Source organism: Rathayibacter sp. KR2-224, from assembly GCF_049446075.1.
Classification (GTDB): Bacteria; Actinomycetota; Actinomycetes; order Actinomycetales; family Microbacteriaceae; genus Humibacter.
In genome coordinates this window covers 560,398-575,804 of sequence record NZ_JBMSEB010000001.1, presented here as the reverse complement: position 1 = coordinate 575,804, position 15,407 = coordinate 560,398, and the positions used below count along the sequence as shown (strand labels likewise).

Here is a 15,407-nt window from a genome sequence, read left to right as displayed (position 1 = left end):
GACCGGTTGCACCGCCCCGACCGTCCCTTCCCCAACGACTCCGACTGACCGTGTCCGACTCGCCCTCGGACCAGCCCGACTCGAGGACCTGATGATCGACCCGCAATCCGCGGCGCCTTCCGGCGTTGCGGTGTCGGCCGGTGCGCCTGCGCGAGAGCCCAGCCCGCCGCGACACACCGACGGACGCCACACGGCGGACCGGATGACCTTCGCCGATCCTCGAGGAACAGGGGATCTCCGCACCGGCGCGGCCAAAATGTCGGCGATCACGGATCCATCGACCGACGGTGGCCTCGACGCGGTGCCCGGAGCCACGCGTGGCAGGCCTCCTTCGCGGTACACGATCATGGGAACCCTCGGCGAGGGCGGAATGTCGGTCGTCTACTCGGCGATCGACGAACACCTCGGCCGCGAGGTGGCCGTGAAGGTCTTCAAGCACGCTATCTCGGGGGACGACTCCGCCCGCCAGGAAGCGGAGATCGACGTGCTCGCCGGGCTGAGCCATCATGCGATCGTCACGCTCATCGACGCAGGGATAGCACCGGACCCACAGGGCGTTCCGCACCGCTACCTCGTGCTGGAACGCGTGGAGGGCACCGACCTCCGCCGCCATCTCGAGACCGCGCAGCCGTCCCTGCGGCACATCGCCGAAATCGGCGCAGACCTGGCAGAGGCGCTCGAGTACGTGCACGCTCGCGGGGTCATCCACCGCGACCTCACGCCGGGCAACGTGCTCGTCGTGACGGATGACAGCGGTCACCTGCGCGCGCGCCTCACCGACTTCGGCATCGCGTTGGCAACGGGCGCCGAGCGCGCCACGATGGAAGGCGTCACGACGGGCACCGCCGCCTATCTGAGCCCCGAGCAGGCACGAGGCGACACACTGACGGCAGCGAGCGATGTCTATGCGCTCGGCCTCGTGTTGCTGGAGTGCCACACCCGTACGCTCACGTTCCCCGGCACGCCCGTGCAGTCGGCTCTGGCACGACTGACCTCCGACCCGCCGATTCCTGACGATCTGCCCGAGGAATGGCGCGTGCTCCTCCGTGCCATGACGGCACGTGAGCCACAGGAGCGGCCGGTTGGCCGCGAGCTCGTGGAGTCGATGAGGCAACTGCAGCTGGGGGAGAGCAGCAGGCACAGGGCGAAGCCGGTGGACACCATTCCCGAACTGTCGCTCGAGCACGCTTTCGATCGCATCACGAGCATCGCGGCCCGCACGTTCGGGGCGAGGGTGTCGGTGCTCAGCGTGACAGTCGACGAGTCCGTGCGATTCCTCTCGCACCGAGGTGTGAGCCGGGAGAACGCGAGCAGGTGGGAGCAGGTCTGCTCGGCGGAGCCATCCATAGCCGGCCCGCTACTCGTCGAAGACGCCGCGGCCGACGAGCGCTTGAGGAACCACGAACTCGTGACAGGAGAGGCGGGGCTGCGCTTCTACGCGGGCGTGCCCATCCGCTCGGCCCAGGGATCCGTGGTCGGCACGCTGTGCGTAGCCGATTCGATCGTGCGCTCGATCAGCAGCGACCAGGTGGACACGCTGCACGATCTGGTCGGCCTCGCCGCCCTCGTGCTGGGCTGGGACGCCGAAGCGCAACGGATCCCCGCACTCGCCTGAGCGCGCCCTTCGATCTGCGACCGCAACCCGCCCGTGCATGGCGAAGGCCCGAAACGCCGGAACGTTTTCGGGCCTTCTCTACGGATGCTCGGCGCTGCGCGCCTCAACCCTTGTTCGCTCGGCCCGAGAATGCAAGCATTCTCGACCTCGCTCTCTTTGGGGTGAGTGACGGGTTTTGAACCCGCGACCTCCTGGACCACAACCAGGCGCTCTACCAACTGAGCTACACCCACCATGCCGCCCGCGTGCGGGCAACCAGACGATTGTATTACATGCGCGGGGCCCAGATTTTCACCACGTCCTGCGCGATCTTCTGGCACTCGTCCGAGGACAGGCCAGGCTCAGGGGTGAAGACCGCACGCCGGTAGTATTCGAGCTCCCTGATGGACTCGCGGATGTCGGCAAGCGCACGGTGGCCCCCGTTCTTCTCCGGAGCGTTGTAGTAGACGCGGGGGAACCACCGTCTGGCTAACTCCTTGACGGACGACACGTCGACGTTGCGGTAGTGCAGATGGGCGTCGAGCCGGGGCATGAACTTGGCCAGGAACATCCGGTCGGTGCCGATCGAATTGCCGGCCAGCGGCGCCTTCTGCTCGTTCGGCACGAAGCCGAGGATGTACTCCATCACCTCGTACTCGGCCTCGGCGAGGCTCTTGCCGTTCGGGATCTCCTCGATGAGCCCGCTTGTCGTGTGCATCTGGCGCACGAACTCGCCCATGCCGTCCAGAGCGCTCTGATCGGGCTTGATGACGATGTCGATTCCGGGGTCGAGCGGCACCAGGTCGAAGTCCGTGATCACCACCGCGATCTCGACGAGTTCGTCCTTCTCGAGGTCGAGCCCCGTCATTTCGCAGTCGATCCACACGAGGGCGTCGTTCGCTGTCGGCATGCGGTGAAGTCTATCGGCGGCCCGCGACCCTCGTTTCGAGAGCTGCCGCTCCGACTCCCGGCGTCCCACCTAGACTCTTCGACGTGGAATTGCACCTGTATACGTCGGCGTTCTGCGAACCATGCCTGCAGACGCGGGGCGTGCTCCATGAGGCCGAACGGCTGATACCCGATGCGCGGGTGAGAGAGTTCGACGTCGTGGCCCACGAGGAGCGCGCGCAGGCTGCGGGCATCCGTTCCACGCCCACAGTCATCGTGCTGAACGCCGAGGGCGCCGAGGTGTTCCGAGCCGAGGGCGTTCCGAGCATCGCCCAGGTGCTCGTGGCGGCGGCCAAGGCGGTCTAATCCGCGCCCTGCGGTAGCCTGAGAGACGGTCGCGCCGCCTCAAGGCAAGACCGGAGCCCCCGTAGCTCAGCGGATAGAGCAGGAGCCTTCTAATCTCTTGGTCGCAGGTTCGATTCCTGCCGGGGGCACCAACGCACAAGCGCACTCCGCCCTGGGACATCAGGTGACGTCACTGGCCCTGGCGGCTCTCGGCCTGGCATCCGTCCCCACCTTCTCGGTTCTCGGCGTCGCGGTCTGGGGCCTGGGCTCCGGTGCCTTCCCGCCTCTGGCACAGACCCTGATCCTTCGCGTCGCCGGCCCTGAACATCGCGACTTCGCCGGAGCACTCATCCCGGTGCTGTTCAACGCGGGCATCGCGCTCGGCGCCGGTGCAGCCTCCGGCTTGGTCGGCGCCGGTGGACCGATGATGCTGCCGATACCGGCAGCGATCGTCGTCTTGGCGGCCGCCCTCGCACTCGCTGTCGCTGAGGCGTCGCGCCGTCCGGCGACAGTGCCGAATTCTCATGCGCACTCGGAAGGATCGGCATGACAGGCGTCGACCGCCAGGGCTCCGAGCCTTCTCGGCTCGTGGTCTCGGCCTCGCTTTCGCCGCCGCGCGCGCGATGGCGGTCGTTGCTGCGTCAGGGCTTCTACGCCTGACCGCATCGTGCGATCCGCGTCTGCCGCCAATATGTCGGTGGCATGGGTGAGTATCTGCCCATCGAGGAGAGGCGGTACGGATGCCCGCGCGCAACCGGGTCACGCCCATGGGCGACATCGTCGCGGCACCGTTGCGTGGCGCCTGGACGGGCAACCGGGGCAAGGTGCACGAGGGCCACGAGATCGTCCGCTTCCATTCCGGCAAGCTGTGGATCATATGCGCTCTCCGATTCCGCGAGCGCTGGCATCCGCTTTGGCAGCCGAATCACTACACCTTCCTGTTCTTCCACGACGAGGCGGTCGCGTTCGCCGCCGGTCACCGGCCGTGTTCGGAGTGCCGCCATGGCGCCTATCTGGCCTACGTGGATGCGTGGGCTGAAGCTGCCGGCGGCGGGCGGCCCACGGCATCCGTCGTGAACTCGGAGCTCCACTCGGAACGCTTGTATCCGCGAAGCCATCGCAGGCGGATGCATGAGCTGCCTTATCGGCAGCTCCCCGACGGCGGGTACGTTCTCTACGATGGCCGGCAACGGTTGGTGCTCGGCGACTCGCTCGTGGCGTGGACACCGAGAGGATACGGCGGCGCGGTTCCGCGTCCTAGTGACGGAACGGCCGACGTCATCACGCCTCCTTCGACGCTCGCCGTCTTGAGGGCCGGTTACCCCGTTCAGATCGACGACTCCGCATACAGGTGATGGCCGTGTCCACCCGTTGCGTGCCCGAAACACGTCGGGCATAAAGTGCAAAGTATGCGTGAACTTCAGGCGGAGATCATCCGCGAGCTCAATGTGAAACCGTCGATCGATCCGGACGCGGAGGTCGAGGCGCGGGTCTCGTTCCTCGTCGACTACGCCCGTACCTCGAAGGCTCGGGGCTTTGTTCTTGGCATCAGCGGAGGACAGGACTCGTCGCTCGCAGGCAAGCTGTGTCAGCTCGCGGCGGAGCGGCTGAGCGCATCAGGGGCCGATGCCCGATTCGTCGCAGTGCGGCTTCCCTACGCGGTGCAGGCCGACGAAGACGACGCCCGACTCGCGCTCGAGTTCATCGGTCCAGACGAGGTGCTCACGTTCAACGTGCAGCGCGGTGTCGACGGTGTTGCGGACGAGTTCGGCGACGCGGTGAGCGAGCGCATCCTCGACTTCACGAAGGGCAACGTCAAGGCGAGGATGCGCATGGTCGCCCAATACGCCATAGCGGGGCAACGCGGACTGATCGTGGTGGGCACCGACCATGCCGCCGAGGCGGTGACGGGCTTCTTCACCAAGTATGGCGACGGGGGAGTGGATCTGACACCGCTGACGGGTCTGACGAAGAGCCAGGGGCGACAGCTGCTCGAGCACTTGGGGTCCCCTGCGCGGCTGTACGAGAAGTCGCCGACCGCCGACCTTCTCGACGACACGCCAGGGCAGACCGACGAAGACAATCTGGGCATCAGCTATCGCGACATCGACGCCTACCTGCAAGGGCAGGACGTCGAGGATGCCGTTGCCAGCGGTATCGAGGCGAAGTACCTGGCGACCGAGCACAAGCGCCACACGCCGGCGACACCGTTCGACATGTGGTGGCAGCGCGCGGGCGAGCGTGTGTAGCCGGAGTACTGCACCGACCGATGACGAAGAGTGAGGGGGCCGCCACGTGGTGTGGCGGCCCCCTCACTCTCGCATCGCGGTCGGGCGATCAGTCTTGTTCTAGTCCCGTCGGTTTGCGCGCGGCATAGGCTCCCACGGGCGCCGCGACGTAGTCGTCGAGCGCCGCCGTGTCATCCAAAGCGGACGGTTCGGATGCGGGCCCCTGGCTTGCGGTGTCAGCGACCGTCGACGCACCCGATTCGGTGCTCGCAGCCGAGGTATGACGCTCGTGATGGCGCCGGGCGACCCAGGCATCCTGATCCGAGTTCGCCGTCTCCTCGCTCGAGGTGCGTTCGAAACGCCACCGCTCGAGGTCTTCGAGGAACAGCCGGCGCGCACGGCGGGGCTTGTTCTGCCATTCGACGAGACGGTCGCGGAACTCGATGATCGCCGGCTCGAGGCTGTAGCCGTAGGTAGCCGAGTTTCGCTTGAGCTCACCGAGCTGGTGAGCGGCCCAGTCGGCCGTGATCGCAGCGCCCTTTACGGGCAGAAGCCGAACGAGGATGTCGGCCTGGCCGACCGAGCGATCCGACAACACCTGCTCTCCAGGCGTCAGCGAATTCCAGACGGATGCCTCGACTGCGGCATCCACGAGGGCCGCGACGGCACCGGCCTTCTGCTCGCGCTCTGCACGCAAGAGAAGCCCGCGAACCGCGCCACGCGCGATCCATGCCGACAGGAGCCCGGAGACGATGATGGACACGAGCAACACGACCGCGGCGAAGATCACCGGCTGCGCGTCCTGCGACGTGAGCCATTCCCAGAAGTCATTCCACCACTGCATGCTGCGGAGACTACCTGCGGCCGAACGGATCTCGGCGCAGGCGTGCCGGGCGTCGTCGCAAAGCGCCGTTCACCCCCCAAAGGGGCTGCTACCGCCTGCCCGTACCGTCCACGGCGAAGGGCTCGATCGCCGCCAGCTCATCTGGGGTGAGTGGAGCAGCGTGCACTGCGGCCACGTTCTGCTCGAGCTGGGCGACGCTCGATGCGCCGATCAGCGCGCTCGTGACCTGAGGATGCCTGAGCACCCAGGTCAGTGCGAGTTGCGCGAGCGACTGCCCGCGGCCCGCCGCGATCTCGTTGAGGGCGCGAGCGCGGCCGAGGTATTCGTCCGTGATGTTCTCGGGTCGTAGGAACACGCTGGTGGCCGCACGCGAGTCATCCGGTACCTCGCCACCCAGGTAGCGATCCGTGAGCAGCCCCTGCTGCAGAGGCGAGAACACGATCGACCCGACGCCGAGGTCGTCGAGCGCCTCGAGCAGGCCATGCTCCACGTGGCGGTTGAACATCGAGTAGCTGGGCTGGTGGATCAGTAGCCGAACACCCTCGGCCTCCAGCGCCGCCGCGGCCGCGCGGGTCTGCTCCGGGCTGTAGTTCGACACGCCGACGTACAGAGCCTTGCCCTGCCGAACCGCCGTGGCGAGCGCGCCCATGGTCTCCTCGATAGGCGTGTCCGGGCCCGGCCGGTGCGAGTAGTAGATGTCGACGTAATCGAGTCCGAGTCGCTGCAGCGAGGCATCCAGCGACGACAGCATGTACTTGCGCGAACCCCACTCTCCATAGGGTCCCGCGTGCATGTGGTACCCGGCCTTTGTCGAGACGATGAGTTCGTCGCGATGCGCTGCGAAGTCCTCGGCGAGGATGCGGCCGACGTTACGCTCGGCGGAACCGGCAGGCGGGCCGTAGTTGTTCGCCAGGTCGAAGTGGGTGATGCCGAGGTCGAAGGCGCGGCGCACGATCGAACGCTGCACGTCGATGGGCCGGCCGTCACCGAAGTTGTGCCAGAAACCGAGCGAGACGGCGGGAAGGTCTAGGCCGCTGCGTCCAGTGCGGCGGTAGGTCATGGTGTCGTAGCGGTCGTCAGCGGGAACGTAGGGCATCCCAGAATGCTATTGGCGATGACGCAACGGCATCCCTGCGCGTCTGCGCAGCCATTCCGCGGCACCTGACCGAGTACCCGCTTCCTGTACCCGGATCCTCTCGCCGTCCCCAGCAGTGCACGGTACACGGCTCTCCACATTCGACCGGCACCACCCCGCCCGCGGTCGCCCTCTCCCGCACAGTGGTGTGGCGGCCCTTCCTCAGCGATCGACCGCATTCCTTGCAGAAGACACATCGACCGAAGGAGGGCACGAGGATGCCTGACATCATCTCCGCGACGGGAGTCGTGGGAACGCAACCGGCCATGGCGGTCGTGGGCAACGGACTTGCTCGCCTGACATTCCGGCTGGCTTCGACCCAGCGCAAGTTCAACCGTGAGGCGAGCGGGTGGGAAAACGGTGAGACGAACTGGTACACGGTCGTCGCGTTCCGAAGACTGGCCGAGAACGCGTCTCGCTCGCTCGCCAAGGGCGACCGGGTGGTTGTCACGGGACGCCTCAGAGTGAGCGAGTGGGAACGTGACGGACGCCACGGCACCTCCGTCGACATCCTCGCCGAGGGCATAGGCCATGACCTGCTCTTCGGCACCAGCCGGTACAGCAAGAACCCGTCTGCGGCGCCTGCACAGAACGAACAATCCGCCGACGGTCCGAGTTCCGATGCGTCCTCTGCCCAGGCGAAGGTGGATGCAGACGGCTGGGCGCTCCCCGGAGGTTCGGCTGAGACGGGCGGCGATTCGGCCGAGCCGAGCCGCAGCACCGCAGACGACGCGGACGATCCGACGGCGGAGCTCGCGCAGCTCGAGTTCGCCTCCGCCGAGCCACCGTTCTGATTCCGCACTGGCAGCCCGCGCCACAGCGACCACAGGGCAACGCGCCCGTAGACTCTTCAGGCCGCGGCTCGCCGATCGCACTCCGTCGCACAGGTGCACCGCGGTGGAAGGGGATCTGACCAGTGGGGGATCGCAGATCGCGCCGCCGAGTTCGCCGCGCGTCGGCATTCGCGTTGGGTGGACTATCGGTGGCCGTCGCGCTGACTGTCGCGCTGGCGGGTTGCAGTGCTCCTTCGCCCGTCCACACCGGGAGCGCGACGCCCTCCGCACATAGTTCGGCTCCGGTACCCGATGTGCTGCCGACCTTCGCCCCGAAGGGCACCGCGAAGGAGAACCTCGGGTACTTCGACTACGTCAACAACCACACGATCGCGTCGAACAAGAATCCGAGCGCACAGCAGTTCGTCGACGCGCTCGCCGCCGCGGGCTTTTCGAAGGCGAACATGCAGATGACCGCCGACACCACTACGGTCAACCTCACGCCCGGTTCGGTGCAGTTCTCGGTGCTGATCAACGGCGGCTGCCTGATCGGCCAGTTCGGACAGGACATCGGCGGCTACCACAGCGTCGTCGCGCCCGTACTCGCTACCGGCAAATGCCTCATCGGCGACACTGTTCCGATTCGCTGACGAGCGCCGAGGGAGCTCGCGCCGACAGGGGCGACGGCGAGGCATGGACGGCCCGACGGGACGGCGGGGCGAGCCGGTCGGCGCCCATAGACTGGAACGCATGGCCGAATATATCTACTCGATGGTCCGCGCCCGAAAGGCGGTGGGCGACAAGCTCATCCTCGACGACGTCACCATGGCGTTCCTGCCGGGCGCGAAGATCGGCGTGGTCGGCCCGAACGGCGCAGGCAAGTCGACGATCCTGAAGATCATGGCCGGGCTCGATACACCGTCGAACGGCGACGCGAAGCTCTCACCCGGCTACAGCGTGGGCATCCTCATGCAGGAGCCGGAGCTCGACGAGTCGAAGACCGTGCTCGAGAACGTCCAGGAGGGTGTCGGCGAGATCAAGGGCAAGGTGGATCGGTTCAACGAGATCTCCGCAGCCATGGCCGAGCCCGATGCCGACTTCGACAAGCTCCTGGCTGAAATGGGCACACTGCAGGAAGAGATCGACGCCGCGGATGCCTGGGACCTCGACTCCCAGCTGGAGCAGGCCATGGATGCCCTGCGCTGCCCGCCGTCCGACACCCCGGTCTCGGTGCTGTCCGGCGGTGAGAAGCGCCGGGTCGCCCTGTGCAAGCTGCTCCTGCAGAAGCCCGACCTGCTGCTGCTCGACGAGCCCACAAACCACCTGGACGCGGAGAGCGTGCTCTGGCTCGAGCAGCACCTGCAGAAGTACCAGGGCGCGGTGCTCGCCGTCACCCACGACAGGTACTTCCTCGACCACGTCGCCGAGTGGATCGCCGAAGTGGACCGCGGGCACCTGTACCCGTACGAGGGCAACTACTCGACCTACCTCGAGAAGAAGCGCGAGCGCCTCCAGGTGCAGGGCAAGAAGGACGCCAAGCTCGCCAAGCGGCTCTCCGACGAACTCGATTGGGTGCGAAGCAACGCCAAGGGCCGTCAGGCGAAGTCCAAGGCGCGACTGGCGCGCTACGAGGAGATGGCGGCGGAGGCAGAGCGCACGCGCAAGCTCGACTTCGAAGAGATTCAGATTCCGCCGGGTCCACGTCTCGGCCAGGTCGTCATCGATGCCAAGAACCTGCAGAAGGGCTTCGGCGAGCGAACGCTCATCGACGGCCTGAGCTTCACGCTGCCGCGCAACGGCATCGTCGGGGTCATCGGACCGAACGGCGTGGGCAAGACGACGCTGTTCAAGACCATCGTCGGCCTCGAACCGCTGGACGCCGGCGACCTGAAGATCGGCGAGACGGTCGAGATCTCCTACGTCGACCAGTCGCGCGGCGGCATCGACCCCAACAAGAGCCTGTGGGAGGTCGTGTCCGACGGGTTGGATTACATCCAGGTGGGCAAGACCGAGGTGCCCAGCCGTGCCTACGTGTCCACCTTCGGCTTCAAGGGACCTGACCAGCAGAAGAAGGCGGGCGTACTCTCCGGCGGCGAGCGCAACCGGCTGAACCTTGCCCTCACCCTCAAGCAAGGCGGAAACCTGCTGCTGCTGGACGAGCCGACCAACGACCTCGACGTCGAGACGCTCTCGAGCCTCGAGAACGCGCTGCTCGAGTTCCCCGGATGCGCCGTGGTGATCACGCACGACAGGTGGTTCCTCGACCGCATAGCCACGCACATCCTCGCCTACGAGGGCACAGAGGAGAACCCGGCGGACTGGTACTGGTTCGAGGGCAACTTCGAGGCATACGAGGAGAACAAGATCGAGCGGCTGGGCCCGGACGCGGCCAAGCCCCACCGGTCCGCGTACCGCAAGCTGACCCGCGACTGAGGTGAGCGCGATGCGAACTTGCTCGCAGTGCCCAGCCCATTCGGCCGGGTCGAGGTTCGAACCGAACGCGCGAGGCTGACAAATGCGGCTGAGCGTTCCGATCCGGCTGCGCTGGAGCGACTTGGATGCCTACGGGCACGTCAACAACGCCGAGATGCTTCGCCTGCTCGAAGAGGCGCGCATCATCGCCTTCTGGGCGCCGGACGACGAGGGTGCCGAGGTTGATGCAGGCGAAGCCGTCGGGGCGTCCACGGCCGTGCTCGACAGCCGGCCGGGAGCCGACACCCTGAGCCTCATCGCGCGCCAAGAGATCGAATACCTTGCGCCGATTCCGTACATGCGCCAGCCCCTGAACGTGCAACTCTGGGTGGCCGCGATGGGGGGAGCGAGCATGGAGCTCTGCTACGAGGTGTGGTCGCCTGCTGGCGTCGAGCCCGCGGTCCTCTACGCACGTGCAGCCACGACGCTGGTGCTCGTGGACCGCGAGTCCGGCCGGCCTCGCCGCATCAACGAGCGCGAACGCGCGGCCTGGTCCCCGTACGAGGAGCCGCCCATCAGGTTCCACCGCCGCTGATCGGGGACGGCCACATCATGGGGCCAGCTTGCTTGCACAAGGATCGGCAACGAGTGCCGTGCGTGCCAGCGCTCAAGACGTGACGGTCACCTTGTCGCCCGACACCGTGGCGGTAAGCTTCGGCAGCGGCTTGGTAGCCGGTCCTCTGAGCACATCACCCGTGCTGGCGCTGAACTCGGATCCGTGACACGGGCAGTCGAACTGCTTGCCCGACGGAGCGACCACACAGCCCATGTGCGTGCACACGGCGGAGAACGCCAGAACGGTGCCGGCTTTCGGCTGCGCCAGCAGGATGGGGCCGCCCTTGAACGTCGCGGAGATCGCGCCGCCTACGGGAATGTCGCTGAGCGGTATGCCCTCGGCGGCGTTCTTCCCCGAGGAGTTCTCGGAGCCGCTGCCAGAGGGCGAACCGGTCGATGTGCACGCCGCCAGAGCGCACGCTCCTACGGTTCCGACGGCCGTCGCCAGCGCGGTCCGGCGGGTGAGCACGACGGCCCGTGCGTTCTCTGCTGTTGCGGACATCCGTCTCCTTGACGTTCCTCTTGTAACCCGGAGTCAGGCCGCGCCTGAGGGGAGCCGGAGCATGCCCTCCTGCGCGACGTTCGCCACGAGCATCCCATCTTGGGTATAGATGCGGGCGAGCGATAGACCGCGCCCGCCGGTGGCACTCGGCGACTCCTGAACGTAGAGCAGCCACTCGTCCACCCTGCTGAACCTGTGCCACCACATGGCGTGGTCGAGACTGGCGATCTTGAGCCCAGGTGTCGCCCAGCTCACACCGTGACGTCTCATGACGGGCTCCAGGATCGAATAGTCGCTTGCATAGGCGAGGGCCGCACGGTGCAGGTCCGGGTCATCCGGCAGTTTGCCGAAGGTCTTGAACCACACGGCCTGGTGCGCCACGTGCTCGCCTTCGACGCTGAAGTACACGGGTGACGGCAAGTGCCGAAGGTCGAACGGGCGCTCGTCGCGCCAGTGCCGTCCAACAGGATGATCGAAGTCGGTCAGATGCTCCGTGTCGCTCTTCAGCTCTTCGGGCCCCGGCACGTCGGACGGCATGTCGATCTGGTGGTCGAGGCCCTCGCCTGGTTCCTGGAAGGAGGCGATCATCGACAGGATGGGCAGTCCGTTCTGATACGCCTGCGTGCGCCTGGCCGAGAACGAGCGTCCGTCGTGGATGCGGTCGACGGAGAACGTTATCGGCTGGTTCACATCGCCTGGCCGCAGGAAGTAGCCGTGCATCGAGTGAACGGCTCTACCCTCTTGCGTGGTCCGCATGGCGGCCACGAGGGACTGCGCCAGTACCTGTCCGCCGAAGACGCGGCCATGCGGCATCCACTGGCTGACGCCCGTGAAGATGTCCTCGTCGGTGCGGGCGCCCGTGTCGGTCAGGTCGAGGGCGGCGAGCAGGCCGTCGAGGGGGTTCGTCATGGTGCCTCTCGGGTCATCGAACGGGATGCCGCGGCGAACGTGCAGCGCGGCCGTGTCGGCGGCCGTATTCCGTTAGTTTAGACAGCACATGAGTGAGTTCTTCTCCCTGGTCGACACCCTCGCCGTCTCCGACCTCCAGGTGTATCTGTCGCGCGCCGGACGCGTCGAAGACGGCTCGGTGCGCCTCGTCGCGGGCTCAGGTGTACTCGCGGCATACACCGCGATCCTGTACCCGCGCAGCCTGCTCGACCGCATCCCCACGGTGCTCGGCCTGCGCACATTCGCAACCGATCGCGATGTCACGTTCGACGCGGTCGTTCCCACCAGGTCGCTGCTCGACAGGCTCGCGAGAGCAGCGGATGCCCCGCAGCAGCCCGACGGTGAGCCTGCGCCCATCGGCATCCGGCTTCCACTCCAGGTGAGCACCGTCACGTGGGCGGGAATCACGCCCCCTCGTGGAGGATGGCACCGCGTTGGAGAGACGACGGCCGGCGTGCTGGAACGGTCGGCCGCCGAGGGAATCGCCGAGGTGGCGGAGACCATCCCGCACGAGGCCGGAGAACAACTGGTGCAACGCGTGCGCGGCGAGGTGTGGAGCAGGCCCATACCCGAACTGGAATACGTCGCCTCGGGTGCCGGGTTCGCTGCCCACTCGCTCGGCTTCATCGTCGAACATGACGAGCCGGTGTCGGTGCACGAGACCGGGCCGTGGACCCGCCTCACGCTCCGCCGTGGTCACGTTCTGGTGAAGCGTCCCGCCTGGTCGCTCCGGGGCTGATCCGAGGCAGTCGGTACCGCGGAGCGATAGCCCCGCGGCGCCCGACGTTCAGGTCAGGTCGGCAAGCACGCCGCGGGCGGCCTGTCTGCCGGAGAACAGGCATCCGCCGAGGAATGTGCCCTCCAGCGAGCGGTAGCCGTGCACGCCTCCGCCCCCGAACCCGCTGACCTCGCCTGCGGCGTACAGCCCGGGCACGGCGGTACCCTGCGCGTTCTGCGCTCTGCCCTGCAGATCCGTCTCGATTCCGCCGAGCGTCTTGCGTGTGAGGATGTGCAGTTTCACCGCGATGAGGGGTCCCGACTTGGGGTCGAGAAACTTGTGCGGGGCAGCTACGCGGATGAGTTTGTCGCCGCGGTATCGGCGAGCCGAGGTGATGGCGGCGAGTTGGGCATCCTTGGAGAAGCGGTTGTCGAGCTCTCGGTCGTGTTCGAACACGCTGCGTTCGATGGCCGTCTCGTCGAACGGGACGTCGCTGATGGCGTGCATGCCTGCGAAGAGCTCCGGTAGCGAGGATGCCACCACGAAGTCCGCGCCGTGTTCTTTGAACGCCTCAACCGGCTCCGTCGCCCCCGGCCGTACGCGTTGCAGGAGCAGGCGGACGTCGCGCCCGGTGAGATCGGGGTTCTGCTCGCTTCCGGAGAGGGTGAACTCCTTCTCGATGATCTTCTGCGTGAGCACGAACCAGGTGTGGTCGTGCCCCGTCTTCTGAATGTGCTCGAGCGTGCCGAGCGTGTCGAAGCCGGGGAACAGGGGAGCGGGCAGCCGATTCCCCTCGGCGTCGAACCACAGCGAGGACGGCCCGGGAAGGATGCGGATGCCGTGGTTCTGCCAGACGGGATTCCAGTTCTGGATGCCCTCCGTGTAGTGCCACATGCGGTCCGCGTTGATGACGCGCGCCCCGGCATCCTGTGCGATCGGGATCATCCGGCCGTCCACGTGAGCGGGGACGCCGGCGAGCATGTTGGCTGGGGGAGTGCCGAGGCGTTCCGGCCAGTTCTTGCGCACGAGGTCGTGATTGCCGCCGATCCCGCCTGACGTCACGACGACGGCGGGCGCCCGTACTTCGAACTCGCCGACGACCTCGCGGTTGCTCGCCACCCCACGCTCCATGTCGTCATGGGCCAGAACACTGCCCCGCACGCCAACCACCGCTCCGTTCTCGACGATCAGGCCGTCGACGCGCTGGCGATGCAGGAGCACTGCGTTCCCCTCCACCTCACCCCGCCGCACGCGCTCGACGAACGGCTGCAACAGCCCCGGGCCGGTGCCCCAGGTGATGTGAAAGCGCGGCACCGAGTTGCCGTGTCCGCCGGCTGTGCCGCTGCCCCGCTCGGCCCATCCGACGATCGGGAAGAGCTTCACACCCTTCGAGCGCAGCCAGGCGCGCTTCTCTCCGGCCGCGAACGCCAGGTAGGCCTCCGCCCACTTGCGAGGCCAAGCGTCCTCTTCACGGTCGAAACCTGCGGTGCCGAACCAGTCCTGCCTCGCAAGCTCCAGCGAGTCGTGGATGCCCATGCGCCGCTGCTCGGGAGAGTCGATGAGGAAGAGGCCGCCGAACGACCAGAAGGCCTGCCCACCGAGGCTCTGCGGCGGCTCCTGCTCGAGGATGGCGACGCGCTTGCCGTGCTCGAGGAGCTCCGACGCCGTCACAAGCCCGGCGAGGCCGCCGCCGACGACGATGGCGTCGACGCTCTCGGCCGCGAGCCGTGGTGATGCCCCGCTGTCGGCGTCGGAGTCGGGGGACGAGGCGGCGGGTGATGCGGGCATCCGGGTCTCCTTCGATCGGATCACGTCGTCTCAGTATCGCCCGCTGATGGCCCTGAGTCAGTGCCTTCCCGTAAAAAGTTGGTCAATTGACCAAGTTGACGATCGACAAGGCGTCGATCGATCGGAAGCCCGGAGTCAGTCGTCGAACGTGTTCACCATCGCGTGTGCCGCGCGCTCCAGGTACGACCAGAGCGTGGCATCCTGCAGCGGCGGCAACTCGAGCTCGTCGAGAGCAGCTCGCATGTGAGCCAGCCAGCGGTCGCGAGCGTGAGGGTTGACCTTGAACGGCGCGTGTCGCATGCGCAGCCGCGGATGCCCGCGCTCTGCGCTGTACGTCGTCGGACCGCCCCAGTACTGCTCCAGGAACAGCAGGAGCCGTTCGGACGCCGGTCCGAGGTCTTGCTCCGGATACATCGGCCGGAGAACGGGGTCGTCGGCAACACCTCGGTAGAAGGTGCTCACGAGGCGCTGGAAGGTCTCATGGCCACCGACCTGCTCATAGAAGTTGCCGGCGACGGCCTCGCCGTTCTGGGAGGAGCGCAGAACGAGTCGTGCGGCAGGCGCGCCGGCGGATTCACCCGGCGACGCGGCACCGCCCGTCGAGGCTGGAAGCATCG

Annotated in this window: 17 protein-coding genes and 2 tRNA genes; 11 read left to right on the top strand and 8 right to left on the bottom strand. The window is 67.0% G+C overall.

The window, feature by feature from the left end:
- Positions 1 to 202: 202 nt before the first annotated feature.
- On the top strand, positions 203 to 1,615 hold the full coding sequence (locus ACO2Q7_RS02760) for a protein kinase domain-containing protein (protein WP_423354104.1): 1,413 nt from the start codon (positions 203 to 205) through the stop codon (positions 1,613 to 1,615).
- 157 nt (positions 1,616 to 1,772) lie between these two features.
- On the opposite strand, the gene ACO2Q7_RS02755 is transcribed toward ACO2Q7_RS02760, so the two are convergent.
- A tRNA-His gene (locus ACO2Q7_RS02755) sits at positions 1,773 to 1,848 on the bottom strand.
- Between the two features lie 35 nt (positions 1,849 to 1,883).
- On the bottom strand, positions 1,884 to 2,504 hold the full coding sequence (orn, locus tag ACO2Q7_RS02750) for an oligoribonuclease (protein ID WP_423354103.1): 621 nt from the start codon (positions 2,502 to 2,504) through the stop codon (positions 1,884 to 1,886).
- A gap of 83 nt (positions 2,505 to 2,587) precedes the next feature.
- Here orn and ACO2Q7_RS02745 point away from each other — a divergent pair, with 83 nt between their 5' ends.
- From ACO2Q7_RS02745 to nadE, 5 genes are all read left to right on the top strand, one after another.
- The gene (locus ACO2Q7_RS02745) at positions 2,588 to 2,848 is read left to right on the top strand and encodes a thioredoxin family protein (RefSeq protein ID WP_423354102.1); all 261 of its coding nucleotides are present in this window, start codon (positions 2,588 to 2,590) and stop codon (positions 2,846 to 2,848) included.
- A 55-nt stretch (positions 2,849 to 2,903) separates the two neighbouring features.
- Positions 2,904 to 2,979, top strand: a tRNA-Arg gene (locus tag ACO2Q7_RS02740).
- 32 nt (positions 2,980 to 3,011) lie between these two features.
- Positions 3,012 to 3,377 (top strand): MFS transporter, encoded by a 366-nt coding sequence (locus ACO2Q7_RS02735; protein ID WP_423354101.1) that lies wholly within the window; start codon positions 3,012 to 3,014, stop codon positions 3,375 to 3,377.
- 190 nt (positions 3,378 to 3,567) lie between these two features.
- Positions 3,568 to 4,182: a hypothetical protein gene (locus ACO2Q7_RS02730; RefSeq protein WP_423354100.1), complete on the top strand. Its 615-nt coding sequence runs from the start codon at positions 3,568 to 3,570 to the stop codon at positions 4,180 to 4,182.
- A 54-nt stretch (positions 4,183 to 4,236) separates the two neighbouring features.
- Positions 4,237 to 5,076: an ammonia-dependent NAD(+) synthetase gene (gene nadE / locus ACO2Q7_RS02725; protein ID WP_423354099.1), complete on the top strand. Its 840-nt coding sequence runs from the start codon at positions 4,237 to 4,239 to the stop codon at positions 5,074 to 5,076.
- A gap of 88 nt (positions 5,077 to 5,164) precedes the next feature.
- Here nadE and ACO2Q7_RS02720 read toward each other — a convergent pair whose 3' ends face one another.
- Together ACO2Q7_RS02720 and ACO2Q7_RS02715 are read right to left on the bottom strand one after the other, a co-directional pair.
- Complete coding sequence (locus ACO2Q7_RS02720) at positions 5,165 to 5,899, bottom strand: hypothetical protein (protein WP_423354098.1); 735 nt, start codon at positions 5,897 to 5,899, stop codon at positions 5,165 to 5,167.
- Between the two features lie 88 nt (positions 5,900 to 5,987).
- A complete protein-coding gene (locus ACO2Q7_RS02715; RefSeq protein ID WP_423354097.1) occupies positions 5,988 to 6,995 on the bottom strand; it encodes an aldo/keto reductase in 1,008 nt (335 codons plus the stop codon).
- A gap of 257 nt (positions 6,996 to 7,252) precedes the next feature.
- Between ACO2Q7_RS02715 and ACO2Q7_RS02710 the strand changes: the two genes are divergently transcribed.
- The 4 genes from ACO2Q7_RS02710 (at position 7,253) to ACO2Q7_RS02695 (ending at position 10,814) form a co-directional block, all read left to right on the top strand.
- Positions 7,253 to 7,828 carry a single-stranded DNA-binding protein gene (locus ACO2Q7_RS02710; protein WP_423354096.1) on the top strand — a complete coding sequence of 192 codons (576 nt, stop codon included), beginning with the start codon at positions 7,253 to 7,255 and terminating at the stop codon, positions 7,826 to 7,828.
- Between the two features lie 293 nt (positions 7,829 to 8,121).
- On the top strand, positions 8,122 to 8,457 hold the full coding sequence (locus ACO2Q7_RS02705) for a DUF6993 domain-containing protein (RefSeq protein ID WP_423354095.1): 336 nt from the start codon (positions 8,122 to 8,124) through the stop codon (positions 8,455 to 8,457).
- 100 nt (positions 8,458 to 8,557) lie between these two features.
- The gene (gene ettA / locus ACO2Q7_RS02700; RefSeq protein ID WP_423354094.1) at positions 8,558 to 10,240 is read left to right on the top strand and encodes an energy-dependent translational throttle protein EttA; all 1,683 of its coding nucleotides are present in this window, start codon (positions 8,558 to 8,560) and stop codon (positions 10,238 to 10,240) included.
- An 82-nt stretch (positions 10,241 to 10,322) separates the two neighbouring features.
- On the top strand, positions 10,323 to 10,814 hold the full coding sequence (locus tag ACO2Q7_RS02695; protein ID WP_423354093.1) for an acyl-CoA thioesterase: 492 nt from the start codon (positions 10,323 to 10,325) through the stop codon (positions 10,812 to 10,814).
- A gap of 72 nt (positions 10,815 to 10,886) precedes the next feature.
- Here ACO2Q7_RS02695 and ACO2Q7_RS02690 read toward each other — a convergent pair whose 3' ends face one another.
- Together ACO2Q7_RS02690 and ACO2Q7_RS02685 are read right to left on the bottom strand one after the other, a co-directional pair.
- On the bottom strand, positions 10,887 to 11,336 hold the full coding sequence (locus ACO2Q7_RS02690; RefSeq protein WP_423354092.1) for a ubiquinol-cytochrome c reductase iron-sulfur subunit: 450 nt from the start codon (positions 11,334 to 11,336) through the stop codon (positions 10,887 to 10,889).
- 33 nt (positions 11,337 to 11,369) lie between these two features.
- Positions 11,370 to 12,245 (bottom strand): acyl-CoA thioesterase, encoded by an 876-nt coding sequence (locus ACO2Q7_RS02685; protein ID WP_423354091.1) that lies wholly within the window; start codon positions 12,243 to 12,245, stop codon positions 11,370 to 11,372.
- Positions 12,246 to 12,333: 88 nt separating this feature from the next.
- Here ACO2Q7_RS02685 and ACO2Q7_RS02680 point away from each other — a divergent pair, with 88 nt between their 5' ends.
- Positions 12,334 to 13,023, top strand: a complete 690-nt coding sequence (locus tag ACO2Q7_RS02680; protein WP_423354090.1) for a hypothetical protein — start codon at positions 12,334 to 12,336, stop codon at positions 13,021 to 13,023.
- Between the two features lie 48 nt (positions 13,024 to 13,071).
- Here the strand turns inward: ACO2Q7_RS02680 and ACO2Q7_RS02675 are convergent, their stop codons facing one another.
- Positions 13,072 to 14,790 (bottom strand): FAD-binding dehydrogenase, encoded by a 1,719-nt coding sequence (locus tag ACO2Q7_RS02675; protein ID WP_423354089.1) that lies wholly within the window; start codon positions 14,788 to 14,790, stop codon positions 13,072 to 13,074.
- 135 nt (positions 14,791 to 14,925) lie between these two features.
- Positions 14,926 to 15,405 carry a globin gene (locus ACO2Q7_RS02670; protein WP_423355943.1) on the bottom strand — a complete coding sequence of 160 codons (480 nt, stop codon included), beginning with the start codon at positions 15,403 to 15,405 and terminating at the stop codon, positions 14,926 to 14,928.
- Between the last annotated feature and the right edge of the window lie 2 nt (positions 15,406 to 15,407).